The sequence below is a fragment of the Streptomyces sp. A2-16 genome, assembly GCF_018128905.1.
Classification (GTDB): domain Bacteria; phylum Actinomycetota; class Actinomycetes; order Streptomycetales; family Streptomycetaceae; genus Streptomyces.
On the sequence record NZ_CP063808.1, the window covers coordinates 2,209,713 to 2,235,367 of the forward strand.

At 69.8% G+C, this 25,655-nt stretch carries 22 protein-coding genes; 13 read left to right on the forward strand and 9 right to left on the reverse strand.

The features are described 5' to 3' along the window. Together IOD14_RS10065 and IOD14_RS10070 are read left to right on the forward strand one after the other, a co-directional pair. Nucleotides 1-1,539, forward strand: a complete 1,539-nt coding sequence (locus IOD14_RS10065) for an RNA polymerase sigma factor (protein ID WP_123992048.1) — start codon at nt 1-3, stop codon at nt 1,537-1,539. Between the two features lie 121 nt (nt 1,540-1,660). Continuing rightward, entirely contained in the window at nt 1,661-2,542 is an 882-nt protein-coding gene (locus IOD14_RS10070; protein WP_212670079.1) for a serine protease, read from the forward strand. A gap of 123 nt (nt 2,543-2,665) precedes the next feature. Here IOD14_RS10070 and IOD14_RS10075 read toward each other — a convergent pair whose 3' ends face one another. After that, nucleotides 2,666-2,896 (reverse strand): hypothetical protein, encoded by a 231-nt coding sequence (locus tag IOD14_RS10075; protein ID WP_053848812.1) that lies wholly within the window; start codon nt 2,894-2,896, stop codon nt 2,666-2,668. Nucleotides 2,897-3,338: 442 nt separating this feature from the next. Here IOD14_RS10075 and IOD14_RS10080 point away from each other — a divergent pair, with 442 nt between their 5' ends. The 6 genes from IOD14_RS10080 (at nt 3,339) to IOD14_RS10105 (ending at nt 10,547) form a co-directional block, all read left to right on the forward strand. Continuing rightward, nucleotides 3,339-5,462, forward strand: coding sequence for a DNA topoisomerase IV subunit B (locus tag IOD14_RS10080; RefSeq protein WP_123992050.1), 2,124 nt, complete (start codon nt 3,339-3,341; stop codon nt 5,460-5,462). 513 nt (nt 5,463-5,975) lie between these two features. Then, on the forward strand, nt 5,976-6,500 hold the full coding sequence (locus IOD14_RS10085; protein ID WP_123992051.1) for a DUF1453 domain-containing protein: 525 nt from the start codon (nt 5,976-5,978) through the stop codon (nt 6,498-6,500). Beyond that, nucleotides 6,497-7,648, forward strand: coding sequence for a histidine kinase (locus IOD14_RS10090; RefSeq protein ID WP_212670080.1), 1,152 nt, complete (start codon nt 6,497-6,499; stop codon nt 7,646-7,648). Before IOD14_RS10085 ends, IOD14_RS10090 begins: the two co-directional genes overlap by 4 nt. After that, complete coding sequence (locus tag IOD14_RS10095) at nt 7,645-8,337, forward strand: response regulator transcription factor (RefSeq protein ID WP_123992053.1); 693 nt, start codon at nt 7,645-7,647, stop codon at nt 8,335-8,337. The genes IOD14_RS10090 and IOD14_RS10095 overlap by 4 nt, the downstream gene beginning before the upstream one ends. A gap of 60 nt (nt 8,338-8,397) precedes the next feature. Then, nucleotides 8,398-8,958, forward strand: a complete 561-nt coding sequence (locus IOD14_RS10100) for a DUF485 domain-containing protein (RefSeq protein WP_212670081.1) — start codon at nt 8,398-8,400, stop codon at nt 8,956-8,958. After that, nucleotides 8,955-10,547, forward strand: a complete 1,593-nt coding sequence (locus IOD14_RS10105) for a cation acetate symporter (protein WP_212670082.1) — start codon at nt 8,955-8,957, stop codon at nt 10,545-10,547. Before IOD14_RS10100 ends, IOD14_RS10105 begins: the two co-directional genes overlap by 4 nt. Before the next feature lie 155 nt (nt 10,548-10,702). Here the strand turns inward: IOD14_RS10105 and IOD14_RS10110 are convergent, their stop codons facing one another. After that, the gene (locus tag IOD14_RS10110; protein WP_123992056.1) at nt 10,703-11,395 is read right to left on the reverse strand and encodes a response regulator; all 693 of its coding nucleotides are present in this window, start codon (nt 11,393-11,395) and stop codon (nt 10,703-10,705) included. A gap of 161 nt (nt 11,396-11,556) precedes the next feature. Here IOD14_RS10110 and IOD14_RS10115 point away from each other — a divergent pair, with 161 nt between their 5' ends. The 3 genes from IOD14_RS10115 (at nt 11,557) to IOD14_RS10125 (ending at nt 14,384) form a co-directional block, all read left to right on the forward strand. Continuing rightward, the gene (locus IOD14_RS10115) at nt 11,557-12,372 is read left to right on the forward strand and encodes an ABC transporter ATP-binding protein (protein ID WP_123992057.1); all 816 of its coding nucleotides are present in this window, start codon (nt 11,557-11,559) and stop codon (nt 12,370-12,372) included. Beyond that, nucleotides 12,362-13,240, forward strand: a complete 879-nt coding sequence (locus tag IOD14_RS10120; protein WP_123992058.1) for an ABC transporter permease — start codon at nt 12,362-12,364, stop codon at nt 13,238-13,240. Before IOD14_RS10115 ends, IOD14_RS10120 begins: the two co-directional genes overlap by 11 nt. 70 nt (nt 13,241-13,310) lie before the next feature. After that, a complete protein-coding gene (locus IOD14_RS10125; RefSeq protein ID WP_123992059.1) occupies nt 13,311-14,384 on the forward strand; it encodes an ABC transporter substrate-binding protein in 1,074 nt (357 codons plus the stop codon). Nucleotides 14,385-14,399: 15 nt separating this feature from the next. Here IOD14_RS10125 and IOD14_RS10130 read toward each other — a convergent pair whose 3' ends face one another. The 4 genes from IOD14_RS10130 to IOD14_RS10145 all read right to left on the reverse strand — a co-directional run bounded on the left by IOD14_RS10130 (nt 14,400) and on the right by IOD14_RS10145 (nt 19,171). Next, nucleotides 14,400-15,080, reverse strand: coding sequence for a response regulator (locus IOD14_RS10130; RefSeq protein ID WP_212673241.1), 681 nt, complete (start codon nt 15,078-15,080; stop codon nt 14,400-14,402). Next, on the reverse strand, nt 15,080-16,756 hold the full coding sequence (locus IOD14_RS10135; protein ID WP_212670083.1) for a sensor histidine kinase: 1,677 nt from the start codon (nt 16,754-16,756) through the stop codon (nt 15,080-15,082). The genes IOD14_RS10130 and IOD14_RS10135 overlap by 1 nt, the downstream gene beginning before the upstream one ends. A gap of 156 nt (nt 16,757-16,912) precedes the next feature. Further along, complete coding sequence (locus IOD14_RS10140; RefSeq protein WP_212670084.1) at nt 16,913-17,857, reverse strand: sucrase ferredoxin; 945 nt, start codon at nt 17,855-17,857, stop codon at nt 16,913-16,915. Nucleotides 17,858-17,908: 51 nt separating this feature from the next. Next, nucleotides 17,909-19,171 carry a citrate synthase gene (locus IOD14_RS10145; protein ID WP_212670085.1) on the reverse strand — a complete coding sequence of 421 codons (1,263 nt, stop codon included), beginning with the start codon at nt 19,169-19,171 and terminating at the stop codon, nt 17,909-17,911. 112 nt (nt 19,172-19,283) lie between these two features. On the opposite strand from IOD14_RS10145, the gene IOD14_RS10150 reads away from it, so the two are divergent. After that, on the forward strand, nt 19,284-20,450 hold the full coding sequence (locus IOD14_RS10150; protein WP_123992063.1) for a citrate synthase/methylcitrate synthase: 1,167 nt from the start codon (nt 19,284-19,286) through the stop codon (nt 20,448-20,450). Nucleotides 20,451-20,618: 168 nt separating this feature from the next. Here the strand turns inward: IOD14_RS10150 and IOD14_RS10155 are convergent, their stop codons facing one another. Both IOD14_RS10155 and IOD14_RS10160 read right to left on the reverse strand, forming a co-directional pair. Continuing rightward, nucleotides 20,619-20,855, reverse strand: a complete 237-nt coding sequence (locus IOD14_RS10155; RefSeq protein WP_123992064.1) for a hypothetical protein — start codon at nt 20,853-20,855, stop codon at nt 20,619-20,621. Between the two features lie 150 nt (nt 20,856-21,005). Beyond that, nucleotides 21,006-21,548, reverse strand: coding sequence for a DUF6082 family protein (locus tag IOD14_RS10160; protein ID WP_212670086.1), 543 nt, complete (start codon nt 21,546-21,548; stop codon nt 21,006-21,008). 322 nt (nt 21,549-21,870) lie between these two features. Here IOD14_RS10160 and IOD14_RS10165 point away from each other — a divergent pair, with 322 nt between their 5' ends. Further along, on the forward strand, nt 21,871-22,947 hold the full coding sequence (locus IOD14_RS10165) for a GTP-binding protein (protein WP_212670087.1): 1,077 nt from the start codon (nt 21,871-21,873) through the stop codon (nt 22,945-22,947). Here the strand turns inward: IOD14_RS10165 and IOD14_RS10170 are convergent. Next, nucleotides 22,944-25,397 carry a DNA topoisomerase IV subunit A gene (locus tag IOD14_RS10170; protein WP_212670088.1) on the reverse strand — a complete coding sequence of 818 codons (2,454 nt, stop codon included), beginning with the start codon at nt 25,395-25,397 and terminating at the stop codon, nt 22,944-22,946. The two genes, IOD14_RS10165 and IOD14_RS10170, sit on opposite strands and share 4 nt — an antisense overlap. Between the last annotated feature and the right edge of the window lie 258 nt (nt 25,398-25,655).

The following is a 25,655-nucleotide window of genomic DNA, read 5'->3' on the forward strand; positions in this document are numbered from 1 at the left end:
GTGTCGGCCAGCACATCCCGTACGCTCCCGCCGGAGATCGCCGAGTCCGTCTCTGTCATGGCTCTCATTGAGCGGGGAAAGGCTGAGGGGCAGATCGCCGGCGATGACGTGCGTCGGGCCTTCGAAGCTGACCAGATTCCGGCCACTCAGTGGAAGAACGTACTGCGCAGCCTCAACCAGATCCTCGAGGAAGAGGGTGTGACGCTGATGGTCAGTGCCGCGGAGCCCAAGCGCACCCGAAAGAGCGTCGCAGCGAAGAGCCCGGCCAAGCGCACCGCCACCAAGACGGTCGCGGCGAAGACGGTGACCACGAAGAAGGCCACCGCCACCGCCACCCCCGCGGCTCCCGCCGCCGAGCCCGCAGTCGAGGGCGAAGCGCCCGCGAAGCCCGCCGCGAAGAAGGCCGTCGCCACCAAGAAGGCGGCCGCGAAGAAGACCGTCGCCACCAAGAAGACGGCGACGGCGAAGAAGACGACTGCCAAGAAGGACGACGCCGAGGCCGTCGAGGACGAGGTCCTCGAGGAGATCAAGCCGGGCGAGGAGGAAGAGGAGGGGGCCGAGAACAAGGGCTTCGTCCTCTCCGACGACGACGAGGACGACGCGCCGGCCCAGCAGGTCGCCGTGGCCGGTGCCACCGCCGACCCCGTCAAGGACTACCTCAAGCAGATCGGCAAGGTCCCCCTCCTCAACGCCGAGCAGGAGGTCGAGCTCGCCAAGCGCATCGAGGCCGGTCTGTTCGCCGAGGACAAGCTGGCCAACGCCGACAAGCTCGCCCCCAAGCTCAAGCGCGAGCTGGAGATCATCGCCGAGGACGGCCGCCGCGCCAAGAACCACCTCCTGGAGGCCAACCTCCGTCTGGTGGTCTCCCTGGCCAAGCGCTACACCGGCCGCGGCATGCTCTTCCTGGACCTCATCCAGGAGGGCAACCTCGGTCTGATCCGCGCGGTCGAGAAGTTCGACTACACCAAGGGCTACAAGTTCTCCACGTACGCCACCTGGTGGATCCGTCAGGCGATCACCCGCGCCATGGCCGACCAGGCACGCACCATCCGTATCCCGGTGCACATGGTCGAGGTCATCAACAAGCTCGCGCGCGTGCAGCGCCAGATGCTCCAGGACCTGGGCCGCGAGCCCACCCCGGAGGAGCTGGCCAAGGAACTCGACATGACCCCCGAGAAGGTCATCGAGGTCCAGAAGTACGGCCGCGAGCCGATCTCGCTGCACACCCCGCTGGGCGAGGACGGCGACAGCGAGTTCGGTGACCTCATCGAGGACTCCGAGGCCGTCGTCCCGGCCGACGCGGTCAGCTTCACCCTCCTGCAGGAGCAGCTGCACTCCGTCCTCGACACCCTGTCCGAGCGCGAGGCGGGCGTCGTCTCGATGCGATTCGGTCTCACCGACGGTCAGCCGAAGACCCTCGACGAGATCGGCAAGGTCTACGGCGTCACGCGCGAGCGCATCCGCCAGATCGAGTCGAAGACCATGTCGAAGCTGCGCCACCCGTCGCGTTCGCAGGTGCTGCGCGACTACCTCGACTAGGTCGTAGTCCTACGACACGAAAGGCCCGGTCCCTCCTCGGGGGCCGGGCCTTCGTGCTGCGCGCACAGGCACCCTGCATGACTCTGGGTTTCCGATCATCACCCCGGAGTGAGGAGCATGCATGCGTCATCCCATTACCCGGGCGCTGGCCCGGCCGCTGGTTCTGGCGGCCGTGGCGGCGGCCATACCGCTGGTGTCGGCCGCCCCCGTGGCCGCCGACAACATCGTCGTCGGGGGATTCCCGGTCGACGTGTCCAAGGCGCCCTGGACGGTGGCCCTGTCCAGCCGTGACCGGTTCGGGGGTACGCGCGCCGGGCAGTTCTGCGGCGGTGTCGCCGTCGGCCGTATGACGGTGCTCACCGCGGCCCACTGCATGGGCGAGGACGTCCTGGGGGCACCGCCGGAGCAGGTGAGGGACTTCCGTGTCATCGCGGGCCGTACGGATCTTCTCTCGGACCAGGGGGAGGAGATCGCCCTGCGCGAAGCCTGGGTGAATCCGGGCTACGACCCGCAGAGCAACGCGGGCGACTTCGCGGTCCTCACGCTCGCGGAGCCGCTGCCGCAGAGCGCCGTGATCGCCATGGCGGCGGCCGGCGACGCCGCGTATGCACCCGGGACCGGCGCCACGGTGTACGGCTGGGGTGACGCCACGGGCGGCGGCGACTATGCGCGCAGTCTGCGGGCGGCACGCGTGCACGTGATGTCCGACGCGAGCTGTGAGGAGGCCTATCCGGGTGGTGCGGACGGCACCTACCGGGCCGACAGCATGTTGTGCGCCGGGGAGGACTGGGGTGGCCGTGACGCCTGCCAGGGCGACAGTGGTGGACCGCTGGTCGCCGGAGGAAAGCTTGTAGGGCTGGTGTCCTGGGGCAGCGGCTGCGGGCGAGCGGGCCGGCCCGGTGTCTACGCCCGTGTGTCCGAGGTCATGAAAACGCTCGACTGGGACGGTCGTCACGCTGTGGATGGCCGCCATGCCGGGGACGGACGCCACGGAATCGCGTGACAGCACTTTGAGGGCGATGCGCGCCCCACAAGAGCCATGAGTAAGGGCGGCTGCCCCTGGGAGCAGGGACAGCCGCCCTTGTGCCGGCCTGTGCCGGAGCTGGCTCGTCGTGGACGCGAGGTGTCAGCGCTCTTCTTCTGAGGCGGATGCGGGAACGGCCGTGAGCCGCTCCGTCTCGTCCTGTATCTCAGCGGCGATCTTCTTGAGTTCCGGCTCGAACTTGCGACCGTGGTGGGCGCAGAAGAGCAGTTCTCCGCCGCTGAGCAGGACGACGCGCACGTACGCCTGGGCGCCGCAGCGGTCGCAGCGGTCAGCGGCCGTCAGCGGGCTCGCGGGGGTCAGAACAGTAGTCACGTCGCCTCTTCTCTAGCTCGACGAGCTGTCGTACCAGGGTCAACATCCAACCAGCCCCAAAACGTTCCCGCTCGGGGCTTCACCCAGAGAGAAATTTTCCGGACGGCTGGCTGCTGCCGGTTTGGCGGCGAATGTGCCGTATTGCGTGTCTGTGTGTCTTACGGTTTCGCGCTGTCGGTCAAGGTCGGTCCTCCCGGCTGGGTTGCCGGTTGTTCATGAGGACGTGCCCGGAGCCTAAATGGTTCATGCCCCCAAGGGAACGTGATATGTACTTCACCCCATCGAGGGATCGAACAGGTATGCGACCGTGGACTAGTCTGTGTTTCCGCACGAGGGTGGCGTTACAACGGCTCTACCAGGCCTCGGTACCCTCTTGGCGGCGACCGAAGCCGCGCCCTTACCCACAAGGGCCTCACCTGAAATTCAGCGAGGAGCGAACCGCGTGACCGCCGAGACGTCCGTGCCGTCCACAGCTCTGCTGGCAGGAGCAGACCGGGACGGGTCCAACTACACCGCGCGGCACCTGCTCGTCCTCGAGGGGCTCGAGGCCGTACGCAAGCGCCCGGGTATGTACATCGGCTCGACCGACAGCCGTGGGTTGATGCACTGCCTGTGGGAGATCATCGACAACTCCGTCGACGAGGCCCTGGGCGGGTACTGCGACCACATTGAGGTGATCCTCCACGACGACGCGTCCGTGGAGGTCCGGGACAACGGCCGGGGCATCCCGGTCGACGTCGAGCCCAAGACGGGTCTGTCCGGCGTCGAGGTCGTCATGACCAAGCTGCACGCCGGCGGCAAGTTCGGCGGTGGCTCCTATGCCGCCTCCGGCGGTCTGCACGGCGTGGGCGCCTCCGTGGTGAACGCCCTGTCCGCGCGGCTGGACGTCGAGGTGGACCGCGCAGGCAACACCCACGCCATCAGCTTCCGGCGCGGTGTGCCGGGTGCCTTCGCGGCCATCGGCCCCGACGCCAAGTTCGAGGCCGCGAGCGGCCTGCGCAAGGCCAAGAGGATCCCCAAGACCCGGACCGGCACGCGCGTGCGGTACTGGGCCGACCGCCAGATCTTCCTCAAGGATGCCAAGCTCTCCCTCGAGAACCTCCACCAGCGCGCTCGCCAGACCGCGTTCCTGGTGCCCGGCCTGACCATCGTCGTCCGTGACGAGTACGGGCTGGGCGAAGGCGGCAGCAAGGGCGAGGAGTCGTTCCGGTTCGACGGTGGCATCAGCGAGTTCTGCGAGTACCTGGCCACCGACAAGCCGGTCAACGACGTCCTCCGCTTCTCCGGCCAGGGGACCTTCAAGGAGACCGTCCCGGTCCTCGACGACCACGGCCAGATGACGCCCACCGAGGTCACCCGCGAACTCGGCGTGGACGTCGCGATGCGCTGGGGGACCGGCTACGACACGACCCTGAGGTCGTTCGTCAACATCATCGCCACTCCCAAGGGCGGCACCCATGTCGCCGGCTTCGAGCAGGCCGTGGCCAAGACGATGAACGAGGTGCTGCGCGCCAAGAAGATGCTGCGTGTCGCCGAGGACGACATCGTCAAGGACGACGCTCTCGAGGGCCTGACCGCAGTCGTCACCGTTCGCCTCGCCGAGCCGCAGTTCGAGGGCCAGACCAAGGAAGTCCTCGGCACCTCGGCGGCCCGCCGCATCGTGAACACCGTGATCTCCAAGGAGCTCAAGGCGTTCCTGACGTCCACGAAGCGGGATACCGCGGCCCAGGCCCGGGTCGTCATGGAGAAGGCGGTCGCCGCTGCACGCACGCGTATCGCGGCCCGCCAGCACAAGGACGCACAGCGCCGCAAGACGGCTCTGGAGACCTCCTCGCTGCCCGCCAAGCTCGCCGACTGCCGCAGCGACGACGTCGACCGCAGCGAACTGTTCATCGTCGAGGGCGACTCCGCGCTCGGTACCGCGAAGCTCGCCCGGAACTCTGAGTTCCAGGCGCTGCTGCCCATTCGCGGCAAGATCCTCAACGTCCAGAAGTCGTCCGTCACCGACATGCTCAAGAACGTCGAGTGCGGTGCGATCATCCAGGTCATAGGAGCAGGGTCCGGCCGGACCTTCGACATCGACGCGGCCCGCTACGGCAAGATCATCATGATGACCGACGCCGACGTCGACGGCTCTCACATCCGATGCCTGCTGCTGACGCTGTTCCAGCGCTACATGCGGCCCATGGTCGAGGCGGGCCGGGTGTTCGCCGCGGTGCCGCCGCTGCACCGCATCGAACTCGTCCAGCCGAAGAAGGGCCAGGACAAGTACGTCTACACCTACTCGGACCGTGAGCTGCGCGAGAAGCTGCTGGAGTTCCAGAGCAAGGGGGTCCGGTACAAGGACTCCATCCAGCGGTACAAGGGTCTGGGCGAGATGGACGCCGACCAACTGGCCGAGACGACGATGGACCCGCGGCACCGGACTCTGCGGCGGATCAACCTCGCCGATCTGGAGGCTGCCGAGCAGGTCTTCGATCTGCTGATGGGCAATGACGTAGCGCCGCGCAAGGAGTTCATCTCGGGCTCGGCCGCGACGCTGGATCGGTCGCGCATCGACGCGTAGGGGCGGGCCGGGGCTGGTTCTGCGACCGGCCCCGGGCATGGTCGACCGGGTTGTTGCTTTTGCGCTGGCGCTGACGGGGGGCTTGCGTGGTCGGTGGTGTGGGTGGCTCCCGTTGCGTCTGGCTTGTCTGGCCTTCGGGGCGACGACTGGGTCCGAAGGCCTGGGTCCGAGAGTGGGCTTGACGGGCCTGAGTTCCGGCGAGGCCCGGGTTCGGAAGGCTTGGATTCCGTGGGCCCGGGTTCGGAAGGCTCGGATCCGTTGTCCCGGTTCCGAAGGCCCGTACTGCGTCGGCCCGGATTCCGTCAGCCCTGGCCCGGAAGGGCCAGTTCCGGATCGCCCTGCTTGCGAAGGTCCGGTTCGGCGGGCTCCACCCAGGGGTGGAGGAGTCGCCCGCCTGAGATTCCACCCGTGATCCACCCCGGCTCCGATCTCCCGGCCTGCGGATTTCCGTAGCTTCGAAGGTGTCGGCGGCATCCGCTGCCGACAGTCCCCTTCTCGCTCACGGAGGCTGTGATGTCCGGGCTCGTCGACGCGTTGCTGATCGTGGTCGTGGTGGTCGTGGTGATCGCCCGCCAGTTCCGGGCGAGCCGGATCGACGCCGGTCGGCGCTGGTGGCTGCTGCCCGTCGTCCTGGCCGTCGTGGCCCTTCGCGAGCCGGGGCTGGTGGACGCCCATCACCGCACGGCATCCGTCGTCCTGCTCACCGCCGAGCTGCTCACCGGCCTCGCCATCGGAGCCGGCTGGGCCTGGACGAGCCGGATATGGGCGGAGCCCGACGGCGCGGTGTGGAGCAGGAGCACCAGGGCGAGCGGCGCTGTCTGGGCCGTGGGCATCGGTGTGCGTGTCGGCCTCTTCGCACTCGGCGCGGCGATCGGTGTCCACCAGAACTCCTCCGCACTGCTGCTCGCCCTGGCAGCCACCCTGCTCGTGCGCTCCGGGATTCTCGTCCAGCGAGCGCATTCCCTGCGCCCTGCCGCCGCACCGGCCCCGGCGTACGGTGAGCCCATGTTCCACTCCACGGGGAAGGAACGCGCGTGACGGAGAACGCCTGGACCCGCTGGCCCTCCCGAGAGGCACTCAAGCGCGAGGCGGCCACGCGTCCCCGGCGAGTGCTCGGCTGGGTCACGAGGTCGCTGGTGCTCGCCATGCTCCTCTGGGGCGCCTTCAACAGCACTCATGTACGCGGTTGGAGCGTGCTGGGCGCAGTGGCGGCGATCCTCCTGTCCGCAGTCGTCGCCTGGGCGCTCTTCCGCACCACGCTGGCGCACCGGCTCTGGCCCTCCATGGCGCTCTACGGCGTCCTCCTGGCGATCGCGGTCGCCGCCCAGGTCGCCGACTTCGGGGCCGTTGCCCTCGTCCTGTGGTGCGGCTGCGCCATCACCGCTCTGGAGCGGCTGCCCATCGCCGCCGCCCTGCCCGTGACCGTGGTGGCCCTCGCCCTCTACGCGGCTGTCAACGACGACGTGTGGCTGACCACCCTGGCCACGACGGCGGGACTCGCCCTGGCCGGCTATGTCCTGCGGCTGGACGCCGAGGCCCGCGGCAACGCGCAACGCCTGCTCAACCAGGAGCGGGCCGCGAGGGTGGCCGAGGCGGAGTCGGCGGCCCTCGCGGAGCGCGCCCGTATCGCTCGGGAGATCCACGATGTGCTGGCCCACAGTCTCTCGGCCCAGCTCGTGCACCTGGAGGCAGCCCGGTTGCTCATCGAACGGGGCGCGGGGCGGGACCAGATCCTCGAACGGGTGGTGGCGGCGCGAGGCATGGCCCGCGACGGTCTCGCGGAGACCCGGCAGGCGCTGTCGGCTCTGCGCGGGGACATGACACCGCTGGAGGAGTTCCTGACTCAGCTCGTCGGGACGGCCGACGGAGCCGAGGCCACCGTTTCGGGTGAGCGCAGAGCGCTGTCGGCCGAGGCGTCGCAGGCCGTGCGCAGGGTCGCTCAAGAGGCCCTGACCAACGTCCGCAAGCACGCGCCGGGGGCCAAGGTCCGGATGCGGTTGGAGTACGGCGAGGACCAGGTGATGCTGGTCGTGCGGGACTCGGGAGGTTCGCCGGGTGAACTCACCGCCTCCGGGGGCGGGTACGGTCTGCTGGGGATGCGGGAGCGCGCCGAGCTCCTGGGCGGTTCGCTGGACGCCGGGCCGGACGACGAAGGGTTCGTGGTGACGTTGAAGGTGCCGGTATGACGGAGGGAGCACAGGCGAAGCCCGCGCGTGTGGTGGTCGCGGACGACCAGACCGTGGTGCGCGAAGGCATCGTGATGCTGCTCGGTCTGCTGCCGGGGATCGAGGTCGTGGGCGCGGCCGGGGACGGTCACGAGGCGGTGGAGCTCGTCGCCGAACTCGCCCCGGACGTGGTGCTCATGGATCTGCGCATGCCCCGCTGCGACGGCGTGGAGGCGACCCGGCGGATCCGGGCCGAATACCCGGGGACGCAGGTCGTGGTGCTGACGACGTTCGGGGACGACGAGTCGTTGTTCCCGGCGCTCAGGGCAGGGGCGCGGGGTTACCTCACCAAGGACGCGGGGGGTGACGAGATCGTGCGGGCGGTGCACAGCGTGCTCTCCGGGGATGCCGGACTGTCACCGAGCATCCAGCGGCGGCTGCTGGAGCGACTGTCCGACCCCGAACCGCCGCAACCGCTGCCGACGGAGGCGCCCGACGGGCTCACCGCCCGGGAGGTCGAGGTGCTGGCGCTGATCGCCGAGGGACTGAGCAATCAGGAGATCGCCCGCGAACTGCACGTCTCGACCGCCACGGTGAAGACACACATCAACAACCTCTTCGCCAAGACGGGCATCAAGGACCGTGCGCAGGCGGTGCGTTACGCCTATGCGAAGGGGCTTGTACGGCCACCGATGGGAGGAATCACCTGATGGGGTGAAGAGCGTCAGGAAGAAGAGTCGGGGATCTTCCCGTTCTGTCCATCCTTGGGCATGCAGTCAAGCAACGCTCGTCCCCGCGGAAGCGGGGGTGACGCCGAGAGTTCGGCCGAGAACCCCGACGGCCACGAGGTGGCCCGCGCCGACGCGTCCGCCGGGGTGCGCTACGACGACCCCTGGTATGACGCGCTTGCCTCCGGCTGGGGTGAGACGGGCGGTGACGGCACACCCGGGGCGCCGGTCGCGTCCGCGCGCGCGGAGCGCGAGGTCCGGGCCGCGGCGGCGGCCGACGTCTACCTCGAGGTGCAGCGCAGCGCTGCCTTTCGGGAGGTGCGCAGCAGGTACCGGCGGTTCGTGGTACCGGCGGGCATCGGTTTCTTCGCCTGGTACGTGGCCTATGTCGTGACGGCGACGAGCGCGCCGGGGCTGATGGCGCGGCCGGTGGCCGGCGCGGTGAACGTGGCGATGCTCGCGGGACTCGGGCAGTTCCTCACCACCTTCCTGCTGACCTGGGCGTACGCCCGGCACGCGAGGCTGCGCAGGGACCGGGCGGCGCTCGAACTGCGGTGGGACACGCAGGAACTGACGCGCACAGCACGGGGCGGTGTGTCGTGACGGGGGACCATCAGACTCTGGCGCTGCTGCTGTTCAGCGCGTTCGTCGCGGTCACGCTGGGGATCACGACATGGGTGAGCCGCCACCGGCATGGTTCGGCGGAGGAGTTCTACGCGGGCGGCCGACTGTTCTCGCCGATGGAGAATGGTTTTGCCATCGCGGGCGACTACATGTCGGCAGCGTCCTTCCTCGGTATCTCCGGGCTCATCGCGCTCTTCGGCTACGACGGGATGCTCTACTCGGTGGGCTTCCTCGTGGCCTGGCTGGTGGTGCTGTTCCTCGTCGCCGAACTGGTGCGCAACTGCGGGCGGTTCACGCTCGCCGACGTGGTCGCCGCGCGGATGAGTGAGCGGCCGGTGCGGATCGCGGCGGGCACCTCCTCCGTGACCGTGTCCGTCCTCTATCTGGTGGCGCAGATGGTGGGCGCGGGCAGCTTGGTTGCTCTGCTGCTCGGGGGCACCAGCGAGGCGGCACAGTCCTGGACGGTCATCGCCGTCGGGGCGCTCATGGTGATCTATGTGTCCCTGGGAGGGATGCGGGCGACCACCTGGATCCAGATCGTCAAGGCGGTCCTGCTGCTCGGCGGGACCATCGTGCTGACCGTGCTCGTGCTGGTGCGGTTCCACGGCGACTTCGACCAGTTGCTGCTCACCGCGGCGGAGCGCAGCGGTCACGGCGAGTCCTTCCTGGCGCCCGGCCTCAAGTACGGCGGGGACTGGACCGCGCGCCTGGACTTCATCAGCCTGGGACTCGCGCTCGTGCTCGGAACGGCAGGGCTGCCGCACATCCTGTCCCGCTTCTACACCGTGCCCACGGCACGCGCCGCACGGCGTTCGGTGGTCTGGTCGATCGGGCTCATCGGCGGCTTCTACCTGATGACGATCGTCCTCGGGTTCGGTGCCGCGGCGATCGTGGGACCGGAGACGGTCCGGGGATCGAACGCAGCGGGGAACACCGCTGTCCCTCTTTTGGCCCTTGACCTGGGCGGCGGAGCCGACTCCACGGGAGGAACGGTTCTGTTCGCGGTCGTCGCCGCCGTCGCCTTCGCCACGATCCTCGCCGTGGTCGCCGGCATCACGCTCGCCTCCTCGGCCTCGGTGGCCCACGACCTGTACGCTTCACTGCGACGCCGACGGGCCAAGCCGCACAGCGAGGTGGCCGTGGCCAGGACCGCGGCGGTCGGGATCGGTGTGATCGCGATCGCCCTCGGCCTGCTGGCCCGCGACCTCAACGTCGCGTTCCTGGTGGGCCTCGCCTTCGCCGTCGCCGCGTCCGCCAATCTGCCGGTGCTGCTCTACTCGCTGTTCTGGCCCGGGTTCACCACCCGGGGCGCCGTCTGGTCCGTCTACGGCGGTCTGATCCCGGCCGTGGCTCTGGTGCTGCTGTCACCCGTGGTGTCCGGCAGCCCCGAATCGCTCTTCCCCGGCGTCGACTTCCAGTACTTCCCGCTGCAGAACCCCGGCCTGGTCTCCATCCCGCTGGGCTTCGTCGCGGGCTGGCTCGGCACGGTCACCTCTGCGGAGATCGCCGACGAGGCCAAGCACGCGGAGACCGAGGTGCGGTCACTCACGGGGGCGGGGGCCGTGTAGGGGCGGCGCGTGCGACATGGCGGCGCCCTCGTCGTCGTACGGCGACTGTCTTGGCCCGACGGCGACCGTCTTCGTCGTACGGCTGCCGTTCGCGGCGTACGGGCAGCCGTCTGCGGTGTACGACGTCTGCAGGTGGCGCCTCTCGCCGCGTACGGCTATGGCGCCACCCACGCGTACCGGTGTTCCGGGCGCCCCGTGTCGCCGTATCGGAGGGACAGGCGGAGGCGGCCGGCCTGTTCGAGGTGGCGGAGGTAGCGCTGGGCGGTGGAGCGGCTCAGGCCCGTCTCGGCGGCGACCTCGTGGGCCGACAGCGGGTGGTCGGCGTGGTGCAGGACGTGGCAGATGAGGTCCGTCGTCGGCTCCGAGTGGCCGCTGGGCAGTCCGGGGGAGGCGGGAGCCGGTGTGGTGCGCAGGGCGCCGAAGATCCGGTCGACCTGTTCCTGGCCGGCGACGCCACGGCCCCCGACCCGGTCGACGGTGCGGCGCAGGGCGGCGTAGGAGTCCAGGCGGGTGCGCAGGGCAGCGAAGGTGAAGGGCTTGACGAGGTAGTGGAGGGCGCCCAGGCGCATCGCGGTCTGGACGGTCGTCACATCGCCGGCTGCCGTGATCATGATGACGTCGGTGCCGTGGCCCTGTTCGCGCATGCGGTGGACGAGTTCGAGGCCCGTCTGGTCGGGCAGGTAGTGGTCGAGCAGGACCAGGTCGATGGTCCCGCGCTGCACGCTGGCGAGCGCCTGGGCGGCGCTGTGCGCGCGGGCGGCCACCCGGAAGCCGGGAACCTTTCCCACGTACTTGGCATTGATCTCGGCGACACGGAAGTCGTCGTCCACGACCAGGACGTCAATCATCGGGCCTCTTTCCCTCAAGGCCTGGCGGGCGTAACGCCCGTGTTTCGGCTTCGCTGTTGTAGCGCGCGCAAAACGAGCACAACAGGCCGTTGCAAGCAAAAGAACGGCATGTGCCCAGAAGACTGATGCCGTGGCGCAGGCCACATCTACCGTCCCCGGCCATGAGCGCAGACACCAGCCCCGCCATCGAGTTGCGGGGCGCGAGCAAGACATTCCGGACCCCGTCGGGGGGTCTGCACACGGCCGTCAGGGGACTTGATCTCACGGTGGGGCGTGGGGAGTTCGTGGCGGTCGTCGGTCCCACGGGCTGTGGCAAGTCGACGACGTTGACGCTGGTCAGCGGGTTGGAGGAGCCGTCCGAGGGGGAGGTTCTGGTCGTCGGGGAGCCGGTCAGGGGAGTCGGCGACAAGGTCGGTTTCGTCTTTCAGCAGGACGCCACCTTCCCCTGGCGCACCGTCCTGTCCAATGTCATGGCCGGCCCCCGCTTCCGCGGTGTGCCCAAGGCGGAGGCCCGGCAGCAGGCGCGGGAGTGGCTCGCCCGGGTCGGCCTCGCGGCTTTCGAGGACCGCTACCCCCATCAGCTCTCCGGTGGCCAGCGCAAGCGGGTCGCACTCGCCGCGACCTTCGTCAACGATCCCGAGATCCTGCTCATGGACGAGCCGTTCTCCGCGCTCGACGTGCAGACCCGGGCCCTGATGTCCGACGAGCTCCTCGAACTGTGGGAGGGCACGGGCGCCTCCGTCGTCTTCGTCACCCACGATCTGGAGGAGTCCATCGCCCTGGCCGACAAGGTCGTCGTGATGACGGCAGGGCCCGCCACCGTGAAACACGTCTTCGAGATCGACCTGCCGCGGCCGCGCAAGGTCGAGGCGGTGCGCCTGGAACCGCGGTTCATCGAGATCTACCGCGAGATCTGGGAGTCCCTCGGCGAAGAGGTCCGCATCACCCGCGAGAGGGGTGCCGCCCATGTCGCCTGACGTCCTGCCCGAAGCCCAGGTGGCGCCCGCCCCGAGCGAGTCCGGCGCCAAGACCGACCGCGCGTACTCACGCGCGCGTGCCGCCCGCAGACGCCGGATCGTCGTCGCCGCGTCCCGGGTGCTGCTGCTGGTGGTGGTCCTCGGTCTGTGGGAGGTCCTCTCCCGGGCCGAGGTCATCGATCCCTTCAACTTCTCCATGCCCTCGAAGATCTGGGACCAGATCTGGACCTGGGTGACGCACGGGACTGCACTCGGGTCCCTGGGCGAACAGATCTGGTACACGCTGTACGAGGCGCTGCTCGGCTGGATCGTCGGTGTGGTGGCCGGCGTGGTCTTCGGTATTGCGTTGGGGCGGATCACCTTGCTTGCCGACGTCCTTGGTCCATACATCAAGGTGCTCAACTCGATCCCGAGGATTGTCCTTGCACCCATCTTCGTGATCTGGTTCGGACTCGGACCGGCCTCCAAGGTGGCCTCCGCCGTGGTCCTGGTCTTCTTCCCGGTCTTCTTCAACGCCTTCCAGGGCGCCCGCGAGGTCGACCGCAACCTGGTCGCCAACGCCCGCATCCTCGGCGCGAGCGACCGCAGGGTGACGCTTCAGGTCGTCATCCCGTCCGCGACCTCCTGGATCTTCACCAGCCTGCACGTCAGCTTCGGCTTCGCCCTCATCGGCGCGATCGTCGGCGAGTACATCGGCGCGACCAAGGGCATCGGCCTGCTCGTCGCGCAGTCGCAGGGCACCTTCAACGCGGCCGGTGTGTATGCCGCGATGGTCATCCTCGCCGTCGTCGCACTCCTCGCCGAAGGGCTGCTCACCTTCGCCGAGCGCCGCATCTTCCGCTGGAAGCCGGCGAGTTCCGACAGCTGAGCCCGCGCGACAACTGCCCCCTCCCCGCTTCAGCCCTTCCCGCACCGCCCCTCACAAGGACGTGAACCCCATGCGCAAGACCGCCAGATACACCTCCCTGGCTGCCGTCGGCCTGCTCGCCCTCTCCTCGCTCACCGCCTGTGCGAACGACGCCTCCAGCACGGCCTCCGCCGGCTCCGACAGCAAGGGCGACGGCAAGGGAACCAAGGTCAAGATCATGGTCGGTGGCCTCGACAAGGTCATCTACCTGCCCGCGATGCTGACCCAGCGGCTCGGCTACTTCGACGCCGAGGGACTCGACGTGGAACTGCTGAGCGAGCCCGCCGGCGTCCAGGCCGAGACCGCGCTCGTCTCCGGCCAGGTCCAGGGCGCCGTCGGCTTCTACGACCACACACTCGACCTGCAGGTCAAGGGCAAGGACGTGGAGTCGGTCGTGCAGTTCTCGCACGCGCCCGGCGAGGTGGAGATCGTGTCGAACAAGGCGGCGGGCGACATCACCTCGCCCAAGGACTTCAAGGGCAAGAAGCTCGGTGTCACGGGCCTCGGCTCCTCGACCGACTTCCTGACCAAGTACCTCGCGGTCAAGAACGGCGTGAAGGTCAGCGACTTCACCCCGGTCGCCGTCGGCGCGGGGCCGACCTTCATCTCGGCGCTCCAGCAGGGGGCCATCGACGGCGGTATGACGACCGACCCGACCGTGGCGACGATCCTGGACAAGAAGGCCGGCAAGATCCTCCTGGACATGCGCACGCCCCAGGGCTCGGACGCGGCGCTGGGCGGACCGTATCCCTCGTCAAGCCTGTACATGCAGACGGACTGGGTCAACAGTCACAAGGACACCGTCCAGAAGTTGGCCAATGCATTCGTCAAGACGCTCAAGTGGATGTCCACCCACAGCGCGACCCAGATCGCCGACAAGATGCCCGCCGACTACTCACAGGGCAACAAGCTGCTCTACTCGGTGGCCATCAAGAACACGCTGCCGATGTTCACCAAGGACGGCGTGATGCCCAAGGACGGCCCCGAGACCGTCGAGAAGGTCCTCAAGGCGTTCAACCCCAACATCCAGAACGCCGACGTGGACCTCGACAAGACGTACACGACGGAGTTCGTCGAGAAGGCCGCGCAGAGCACCACCGGCTGAGCGCGAGACACCTCCTCACGCGCGGGTCGCCCACACGTAACGGTGTTCCGGGCGGCCCGCGTCGCCGTATTTGAGGGTGAGTCTGGCCCGCCCCGTGCGCTCCAGGAGCTTCAGATAGCGCTGGGCGGTCTGCCGGCTCACCCCGGTGCGGTCGGCGATCTCCTGGGCCGACAGCGGCCCTTCGGCGTTCATCAGGGACCTGCGGACGAGTTCCACCGTGGTGGGGGAGTGCCCCTTGGGCAGATCGGGCTCCGCCGGCGAGGAGAGGGCACCGAAGATGCGGTCGACCTCGGCCTGCTCCGCCTCGCCGCCGCCGTCCAGGGTGCGCCGCAGCTCGGCGTACGCCTCCAGCCTGGCCCTGAGGCCCGCGAAGGCGAACGGTTTGACCAGGTACTGCAGCGCGCCGTGACGCATCGCCGCCTGCACGGTCGTCACGTCCCGCGCGGCCGTCACCATGATCACGTCGGTCTGGTGGCCGCGCCGGCGCATCTCCTGGACGACCGCCAGGCCCGTCTCGTCGGGCAGGTAGTGGTCCATGAGCACCAGGTCGACCTGGGGCAGCGCTTCCAGCTGCCGCAGTGCCTCCGCCGCGCTGTGCGCCTCCCCGGCCACGTGGAAGCCGGGGACCTTCTCGACGTAGGCGGCGTTCACGCGCGCCACGCGGGTGTCGTCGTCCACGACCAGGACCTCGATCATCACGACTCCTCCTCGGTGGCGCCAACCGCGGTCTGCCGGGCGGTCGGCGCGGTGAGCGCCGGTTGCGGCTCGGCCAGGGCGTCGGGCAGTACGACGGTGAACTCCGCGCCTCCGCCCGCGGCCTCCCCGACGGTCGCGCTGCCGCCCTGACGTTCGGCGAGCTTGCGCACGAGGGAGAGCCCGAGTCCGCGGCCGCGGTGGGCGGGGGGCTCCTTCGTCGACCAGCCCTCGGTGAAGACCAGTTCGCGCTGTTCCACCGGGATTCCGGGCCCGGTGTCGCGCACCCTGAGGACGGCGGTACGGCCCTCCGCGTGGAGCTCGACCTCCACGCGCGCGTGCAGGGCACCGGCGACGGCGTCCAGGGCGTTGTCCACGAGGTTGCCGACGATGGTGACCAGGCCGCTCGGATCGACCAGCCGGTCCGGCAGCCGGGTGCGGTCGGAGACCCACAGGGCGACCCCGCGCTCGGCGGCGACGGTCGCCTTGCCCACCAGCAGCGCGGCGAGCAACGGGTCCTCGATCTTCTCGGTGACCTGTTCGGCGGTGGCCCGGTGGTCGCCCACGACCTCGCCGACGAACTCCACGGCGTCGTCGTACATCTCCAGCTCCAGCAGCCCCAGGAGCGTGTGCATCCGGTTGGCGTGCTCGTGGTCCTGGGCGCGCAGGGCGTCGATGAGCCCGTGGGTCGAGTCGAGCTCCCGGCCGAGCTGCTCCAGTTCGGTGCGGTCGCGCAGGGTGGCGACGGCACCTCCGTCGTCCGTGGGCATGCGGTTGGCGACCAGCACCCGCTGGCCTCGGACGGTGACCAGATCGGTCCCTGTCACCCGTCCGGCCAGGACATCGGCCGTACGGCCGTCTCCGAGCGCCTCGTCGGGAGAGCGGCCGACGGCCTCGTCGCCGATGCCCAGCAGACGCCTGGCCTCGTCGTTGAGCAGGCGGATGCGTCCGGCGCGGTCCAGGGCGACAACGCCCTCCCGGATGCCGTGCAGCATGGCCTCGCGCTCGGCGAGGAGGCCGGAGATGTCGGAGAAGGCCAGGTCACGGGTCTGCCGCTGGACTCTCCTGGAGATGAGCCAGGCTGCCAGCGCGCCGACGGCGAGGGCCCCGCCGGCGTAGGCGAACAACCCCGGGATCGCGTGGATCAGCCGGGCGCGCACGCTGTCGTAGGCGATGCCGACCGAGACCGCCCCGACGATCTTGTGCTCGCTGTCGTACAGCGGCACCTTGCCGCGGGCGGTACGGCCCAGGGTGCCGCTGTCGATCTGCATGACCTCGTCGCCGGCCAGCGCCTGGCCGGGGTCGGTCGAGACGGTCCTGCCGACCTCGCTGCGGGTGGGGTGCGACCAGCGGACGCCGCGCCAGTCCATCACCACGACGTACTCGGCCCCGGTCGCCCGGCGGATTCGCTCCGCCTCCTTCTGCACGGGGCCGTTGGGCAGCGGGGGCGTGTCCTTGACCTGCTCGGCGATCTGCGACTCGGCGGCGGTGGTCTGGGCGATGGCGAGGGCCCGGCGCATCGCCTGGTCGTCCAGCTGGTTGCTGAGAGGCGCCAGGAACAGTCCGGTCGCGAGCACCGCGACTCCCGCGGCGATCGCCAACTGCATCAGAAGCACCTGCGAGAACACCCGGCGGGGCAGCCCGAGGCGCAGACGACGTGCGGGGGGAGTGCGGCTCATACCCATGACGGTACGGGGAGGTGCCGGATCTGCCGCAGGGGGTGTGGCATGGATCTCTTGATCAACACGTTGACGGATGTTGCCGTCGGGCCGGCCTGACAGTGCGGTGACGGGCACACCGGGTGCACACCGGGGCCGAGAGGCACAAGGGGGCCGTCAGCTCGTCGCCGCCGCCGAGGTCGTCAGCTCGTCCACCGCCACCACGTCCATCCGCGCGGGTGAGCCGAGCACCGACGCCCCACAGCTCTCCGGGCGGGGCGGCAGGGACGCGGTCTGCGCCACCAGGACGCGCCAGCGGCGACCGTCGGTGTGCGCGACGGTCACCTCCCACTGCGGGGCCGCGCCGTCCGTGCGGACGACCGTCAGCGCCTCCGCCTCGTACTCGCCCACCGCCGTGCGCACGGCCAGCTCGGCGGCCTGGCCGGGACGCTCCCAGGCGGAGTTGCCGCGACACCCCTCGACCACGACCCGGCCCTCCTGGACGCTGTGGAGGACGTCCTTGACGGCATGGGCCTCGGCGCGGCCGTAGGCGTAGCCGTACGGCAGGACGAGCAGCGTCGGGGAGAACCGGTGACCACCCAGATGGGTGACCTCCCAGGCGCCCCCGACACCCGAGGCGGCGAGTTCCGCGGCGAGCGGGCGGCCCAGGAGTGCGCAGCAGCGGTCCCGTTTGCCGTTGGTGCAGACGAGCGCCAGCGGATCGCCGGTGTGGGGGCGTCCGCCGAGCCTCGCGTCGAAGCTGCCGTGGTCGCCCCTGCCGAGTGCGGCGAGATCCAGGTCGAGCAGGTCACGCGGATCGCACGTCGTCGCGCTGTGCAACCACACGTTCCCGGGCACGGTGTGGGCGGCGTACACCTGCCGGAGGGTGGGTGTACCGCTGTCGGCGTGCCGACCGGGGCGGCGGATCAACGCGATGCGCACGCCCGTGTCCTTGGCCGCGGCCTCCAGGGCGCGGCCCAGCGCGGGATCCAGGTGGCTCGAGGTGAGCGCCTTGGCGCCCCAGGGGCCGGGCTGTTCCAGCAGCAGCCAGGTCCGCGCGGTGGCCGCGGTTCCGGAAACGGGCTCGTCCAGGTCGTGCGAGACCGTTGAGCAGGTACTCACAGAGGTGAGCCTAACCTGACTTGGGGCGCGGCGACTTCCGGCCTCGTGTTGTCAGGGCTCCGGCAGTGGTTGCGGTGGCTTGGGACCCACATAGATGCCGCTCGGCCGCATGCGCAGGGGGCGTTCCCCGTACTCCTCCAGCGCGTGGGCGATCCAGCCCGCCGTACGGGCGACGGCGAAGATGGTCTCGCCCGCCGTGGACGGCATCCCGGAGGAGACGGTGAGCACGGCGAGGGCCAGGTCCACGTTGGCGTGCAGGGGAGCGTGGCGGGCCGTGGTGGCCACGATGTCGCGGGCCGCGAGGAGAGCGGGCTCGGCGCGCGGAATCCTCTCCAGGAGGGCGAACAGGACACGCGCGCGTGGGTCCTCGCCCGGGTAGAGCCGGTGACCGAGGCCCGGGATGCGGCGGCCGGCTCGCAGTTCCTCCGCGATCACGGGGGCCGCGTCGCCCCGGTCGAGCACGTCGAGCAGCAGCTTGTGGGCGAGCCCGCTCGCCGCGCCGTGCAAGGGGCCCTCCAGGACGCCGAGCCCGGCGGAGACGGCCGCGTACGCGTGGGCGCGGGCCGATGCGGCGACGCGCACCGCGAGCGTCGAGGCCGCGAGGTCATGGTCGACGAGAAGGCCGAGTGCGGTGTCCAGGGTGCGCAGGGACGCGTCGTCGGGCTTGCGTCCGGTGAGGCGTGTCCACAGCCGGGGGCCCAGCGGGCCGTCGTCGCGGCGGCGGTCGTGGAGGACCGGCGGCAGGGCGCCGACGAGGGTCGGGATGAGGGTCCGCGCGGTGCCGAGCACGGCCTCCTCGGACAGGTCGAAGCGCAGGGGGTCGGCCGCCGAGGCGGCGATCGCGGCGATCCGCAACCGGTCGGTGGGGCTGGTGTGTTCGGGCAGCGCGTCCACCGCGCGGCGGGCCGCGTCGACCGTGCCGTCGGGCGCGGTGAAGGTGACGCCGGGCTGCATCCGACCGGTCCAGAGCCACTCCGCGATCTCTTCGTACGAGTGGCGCGCGGCGAGTTCGGTCGCGTCGACGCCCCGGAAGTAGTAGCGGTCCCGGTCGATGAACGTGATGCGGGTCCGTACGGACAGTTCGCCGCCGGAGCCCGGACTCCCGCCGCTTTCCCGGCGGTTGCGCCGGGAGAGGGCCTCCACCTCCTTGGCGTCGAAGGTGCTGCCCCGGCCGCCGGGGACGCGTCGGCTGCTGAGCTGGCCGCGGCTCACGTAGGCGTACACGGTCTCGGGCTTCACGCCGAGCAGCTCGGCGGCCTCCTTGGTGCTGAGCCGGTGGTCGGCGGAGCCGGGGAGGGGGTCTTGATCGCGCATAAGAGGTCACCGTATCCGCAGACGGGTGGGTTGATCGGTGTGCATTGATTCAATCAATATTGACAGTGAATGAGTCAACCATGGACAGTCGAATCAAGTCCAGGGAGGAATCATGTCGGTCAACAGGTCCGCAACCACACTCGTCGACGTACCGCGAGGACTCGCCGGCGTCGTCGTCACCGACACCGAGGTCGGGGATGTCCGGGGGCGGGAGGGGTTCTATCACTACCGCCAGTACTCCGCCGTCGAGCTCGCGCACACCCGCGGCTTCGAGGACGTCTGGCATCTCCTCGTCCACGGCGAACTGCCGGACGCCGGACAGGCCGTGGCCTTCCGTGCCGAGACCGCGGCGCTGCGGCGGCTGCCGGACGAGGTGCGGGCGGCGCTGCCCGCCGTCGCCGCGGCCAGCGGGCGGTCCGGGCCGCTGGCCGGCATGCGCACCGCGTTGTCGCTGCTCGGTGCGGCGAAGGGGTTCCGGCCGGTGTACGACATAGACCCGGACGAGCGGCGAAGGGACACGCTCGTGGCGGCCGCGGCGGTGCCGACGCTGCTCACCGCGCTGCACCGGCTGGGTGAGGGGCTGGAGCCGGTCGAGCCGCGCGAGGACCTCTCGTACGCGGCGAACTACCTCTACATGTTGACGGGGTCGGAGCCGGAGCCTCAACGGGCCCGTGCGGTCGAGCAGTACTTGATCTCAACCATTGATCACGGCTTCAATGCATCAACCTTTACGGCCCGGGTCATCGCCTCGACAGGAGCGGATGTGGCGGCGTGCCTCGTGGGGGCGGTGGGTGCGCTGTCCGGACCGTTGCACGGCGGTGCGCCGAGCAGGGCGTTGGACACCCTGGACGCGATCGGCACGCCCGACCGCATCGACCCCTGGATCAGGGAACGGGTGCTCGCCGGGGAGCGGATCATGGGCTTCGGCCACGCGATCTACCGCACGGAGGACCCGCGCTCCCGGATGCTCAGGGAGGTCGCCCAGCGGTTCGGCGGTCCCCGCGTGGACTTCGCCGTAGAGGTGGAACGCCATGTCGAGGCGATCCTGGCCGAGCTCAAACCGGGGCGGGAGCTGCACACCAACGTCGAGTTCTACGCGGGCGTGGTCATGGAACTGTGCGGGCTGCCTCGCGAGATGTTCACGCCGACGTTCGCGGCGGCACGGGTGGTGGGCTGGAGTGCGAACGTCCTGGAGCAGGCGGCGGACTCGAAGATCATCCGGCCGGTGGCGCGGTATGTGGGGGCGGAGGCGCCGGTGGCGGTGCCGATGATGGCCTGAGAGTGAATGAGGCCCGGTGCCGTTCTGGCGCCGGGCTCACGGGAGTCGTGAGCAGTGTCCGGGGTGTCGAACTGCTCGGAATCGGACGCATCTGCCGCTTGTCGACGGGTAGGGCGGGCGGCGGTCCGTGGGCACGGGTCAGGGTCGCTCAGGTGCCCGGGGAGGTCTTCAGGCGTCGGGGATGTCGGCCTTGGCGCGTACCAGGGTTTCCCGGGTCACCACGACGATCCGCTCGTAGTCGGCGCGTGCCGCGTCCGGAGGGAGCTGGCCGTCGAGCGCCGCAGTGGCCTCGGTCCCGATGACGGCGAAGTTGCCGTCGCTGAGCTCGAAGATGTCGGGACAGGTGTCGCCGCTCATGCTCCCGCGTTCCCTGGGAGAGGCACCAATGCGACGCACGATTCTCAAGGGAGTCCCCGTTCTCACGATGTGGGTGTTGGGCGGGGGACAGGGTAGTCCCACCGTCGACCCCTGTTGCCACACCCTCTGTCCATCCATTGAGACGGTCTACGCCAAACGGATCTGCGCCCCGGACGATTCGCCTTGCCTCAACTGGGTTCAATCGGCCGGAGGTTCACCCACCACCCACCACTCCTCCGTGTCGGCCTCGTCCAAGTCGCGAATGAGGTTGTCCACCATCCGGCCGATACGTCCCTCCTCCGAGTCGTCCTTGAGACTGGCCCGGTGCGGACGTGTGGACTCCCAGTACTTGCGGAAGAGCGCGCTCCTGCAGAGCACCCGCAAGTGGCCGTGCAACTCCTCCATCGTCGCGACGCCGATGCGGTAGCCGAACAGGGCGTTGGAGTAGAGGGCATTCGCGAAGAGGTGCTGCCGCAGATGGGTCGGCGACTCCACCTCGAAGGTGCTCAGGACCGCGGCCAGTTCGGGATCGTCGATGGCGCGCTCCAGGAGGCCGAGCTGCAGCTTTTGGTAGTCCACCAGGCTGGCGCGGAGGTTCTCGGCCCGCAGGGCTTCCGCCGACCGGTGTCGAGCTGCCTTGTTGCGCCGCGCGCTCAGTGCGGTGAGGACCCCGGCGGTGAACGCGACCCCCGCCGCGAGCACGCAATCGAGCCCCGGCTTCCCAGACTTCTGTGTGGCCATGTCAACCCCCGGATCAGGCGGTCGTCCGCCGGTCGTCGGGGTTCGGGTCGACTGATGGGGACCGGCGAGCGGTGGGCGGCGCTTGCCGTCTCCCAGGGTGCCGAGCGGCTCTGATCGGCGGGGGAGGCGGAGAGGAGGCGCACGGAGGGAAGTGAGGGTCGCACGAACCGGCGCCTTGCCCAACGTCTGCCCCGCAAGCGCTGCTAACAATCGTTCACTTCGGGGGGATTGTTCCGGCTCGTATCCTGGTCCGGCATTCACACCCCGTACGTGCGCCGGGACCGCGATCCGGTGCACGCGGCAGCGCGAAAGAGGTCGTACGTTGAGTCAGCCGAGCGGGAGCCCCCGGCAGATCCCGGTCGTCGTGCTCGCCGGATTCCTGGGTTCCGGCAAGACCACGCTTCTCAATCATCTCCTCCACCGCAGCGGTGGCAGCCGTATCGGCGCCCTCGTCAACGACTTCGGTGCCATCGAGATCGACGCCATGGCCGTCGCCGGCGCGCTCGGCGACTCCACCGTCTCCCTCGGGAACGGCTGCCTGTGCTGCGCCGTCGACGTCAGCGAGCTCGACGGGTACCTCGCCAGGCTCGCCCACCCCGACGCAGGCATCGACGTCATCGTCATCGAGGCCAGCGGTCTCGCGGAGCCGCAGGAACTCGTGCGCATGGTGCTCGCGAGCGAGCAGACGGACATCGTGTACGGCGGTCTCGTCGAGGTCGTCGACGCCGCCGAGTTCGACGACACCCGTGCCAAGCACCCCGAGGTCGACCGGCATCTCGCCCTCGCCGACCTCGTCGTGGTGAACAAGCTCGACCGGGCGGCCGGCCAGGACGCCGAGCGCGTTCTCGGGGTCGTCCGATCCCTCGTCGAGCACGCCGCCGTCGTCCCGGCCACCTACGGCCGCATCGACCCCGAGTTCCTCTTCGACTGCCGCCCCGGCGAGGAGCGCATCGGGCAGCTGTCCTTCGACGACCTTCACGACCGCACCGACGAACACGGTCACGAGGACCACCTGCACTCGGGCTACGACAGCGTGCCCTTCCGGTCCGACGTGCCCATGGACCCCCGTCGGCTGATGGCCTTCCTCGACAGCCGGCCGGAGGGGCTGTACCGGATCAAGGGGTACGTCGACTTCGGACCGTACGACACCCGCAACCGCTACGCCGTGCACGCCGTGGGCAGCTTCCTGCGGTTCTACCTCGAGCCGTGGAGCGCCGGGGACGAACGGCTCACCCAGCTCGTCCTCATCGGCTCCGGCAGCGACACCTCCGCGCTCGGCAAGGAGCTGGAGGCGTGCAAGGCGGACCACGAGGACGCCCCACATGCCGACGAGGCGGGCATGTGGGGCGTCCTGCGCTACGTCCGCGGGACCGAGGAGGATCCCGAGGAACCGGCCTAGACCGGCCCCGCCACCACCGACACCGTCTTCGCCAGCGACACGCCCGAGCCGTCGCGGCGCGGGTCGATCTCCGGGAGCTCGGCCGGTGTGCCGTTCTTCTGCGCGGCGCGGGCCGGGACGGGACCCGCCCAGGCCAGGGACAGGCAGTCCTCGCCCTTCAGGAACCGCTGGCAGCGGACGCCGCCCGTGGCGCGGCCCTTGCGCGGGTACTGGTCGAACGGGGTCAGCTTGGCCGTCGTCTGGACCGAGTCGTCGAGCGTGCCGCGCGAGCCCGCGACCGTGAAGACGACCGCGTCGGCCGCCGGGTCCACCGCGGTGAAGGAGATGACCTTCGCGCCCTCGGTGAGCTTGATGCCCGTCATACCGCCCGCCGGACGGCCCTGCGGGCGGACCTGCGCGGCCTGGTAGCGCAACAACTGCGCGTCGTCGGTGATGAAGACCAGGTCCTCCTCGCCCGTGCGCAGTTCGACCGCGCCGACGATCCGGTCGCCCTCCTTGAGCGTGATGACCTCCAACTCGTCCTTGTTGGACGGATAGTCGGGCACCACGCGCTTGACGACGCCCTGCTCGGTGCCGAGCGCCAGACCGGGCGAGGACTCGTCCAGCGTGGTCAGGCAGATCAGCGTCTCGCCGTCCTCCAGGGACAGGAACTCCGCCAGCGGGGCGCCGCCCGCGAGGTTCGCGGTCGACTCCGGCAGCTGCGGCAGGTCGATCACGTTCAGCCGCAGCAGGCGGCCTGACGACGTCACCGCGCCGATCTCGCCGCGCGCGGTGGCCGGCACCGCCGAGACGATCACGTCGTGCTTGGCGCGCTTGCCGCCCGGGTCCTCCGGGAACGGCTCGCCGTTCGCCGTACGCGCCAGCAGTCCCGTCGAGGACAGCAGCACCCGGCACGGGTCGTCCGCCACCTGCAGCGGTACGGCGGCCACGGGGGCCGTCGCTCCGGCCTCCAGCAGGACGGTGCGGCGCTCGGTGCCGTACTTCTTGGCGACCGCGGCCAGTTCGGCGGAGACCAGCTTGCGCAGCTCGGCGTCCGACTCCAGGATCCGGGTCAGCTCCGCGATCTCCGCGTTGAGCCGGTCCTGCTCCGACTCCAGCTCGATGCGGTCGAACCTGGTCAGGCGCCGCAGGGGCGTGTCCAGGATGTACTGCGTCTGGATCTCGCTCAGGGAGAAGCGCTCGATCAGGCGCTCCTTGGCCTGCGCGGAGTTGTCACTGGAGCGGATGATCCGGATGACCTCGTCGATGTCGACCAGGGCGGTGAGCAGGCCCTCGACCAGGTGCAGCCGGTCGCGCCGCTTGGTGCGCCGGAACTCGCTGCGGCGGCGCACCACTTCGAAGCGGTGGTCGAGGTAGACCTCCAGGAGCTCCTTGAGGCCGAGCGTGAGGGGCTGGCCGTCCACCAGCGCCACGTTGTTGACACCGAAGGACTCCTCCATCGGCGTCAGCTTGTAGAGCTGCTCCAGGACCGCCTCCGGCACGAAGCCGTTCTTGATCTCGATGACCAGGCGCAGGCCGTGCGCGCGGTCGGTGAGGTCCTTGACGTCGGCGATGCCCTGGAGCTTCTTCGAGCCGACCAGGTCCTTGATCTTGGCGATCACCTTCTCCGGGCCGACCGTGAAAGGCAGCTCGGTGACGACCAGACCCTTGCGGCGGGCGGTCACCGTCTCCACCGACACCGTCGCGCGGATCTTGAAGGTGCCGCGGCCCGTCTCGTAGGCGTCCCGGATGCCGGAGAGACCGACGATCCGGCCGCCGGTGGGCAGGTCGGGGCCCGGGATGTGCTTCATCAGGGCGTCCAGATCCGCGTTCGGGTAGCGGATCAGGTGGCGGGCGGCCGCGATGACCTCGGTGAGGTTGTGCGGCGCCATGTTGGTGGCCATGCCGACCGCGATGCCGGAGGCGCCGTTCACCAGGAGGTTCGGGAAGGCGGCGGGCAGCGCGCCCGGCTCCTGCTCCTGGCCGTCGTAGTTGGGCGCGAAGTCGACCGTGTCCTCGTCGATGGACTCGGTCATCAGGCTCGCGGCCTCGGCAGCGCGGCACTCGGTGTACCGCATGGCGGCCGGCGGGTCGTCGTTGCCCAGCGAGCCGAAGTTTCCGTGGCCGTCGACCAGCGGCACGCTCATGGAGAAGGGCTGGGCCATGCGCACGAGGGCGTCGTAGATCGACGCGTCTCCGTGCGGGTGCAGCTTGCCCATCACTTCGCCGACCACGCGCGCGCACTTGACGTATCCGCGATCCGGGCGCAGGCCCATCTCGTTCATCTGGTAGACGATGCGCCGGTGCACCGGCTTGAGGCCGTCGCGGGCGTCCGGGAGCGCGCGGGAGTAGATGACCGAGTACGCGTACTCGAGGTACGAGCCCTTCATCTCGTCCACGACGTCGATGTCGAGGATCCGCTCCTCGTACGAGTCGTCGGGCGGCGGGGTCTTCGTGCTGCGGCGGGCCATCGCTGCCGGCTCCTCTTTTCTGGTCGCTCGCCTACGGGTCGCTCACATCGGCCCTTTGGCTCACTCTTGCTGAAGCGTGAACAGGATCTGACGCGGACCATTGTGGACCGCGGCACTGACAGTCCGGGCCAGGACCCGGCTGAGCCGCTCTGCCCGGCGACCACCGGGCCACCCGGCCCGGCGACCGCGCAGTGCCCTGCTCACGGTTGTCCGCAGGCTACGCGATCCGCTGTGGGCGTACGCGCCCCGGGAACTTCA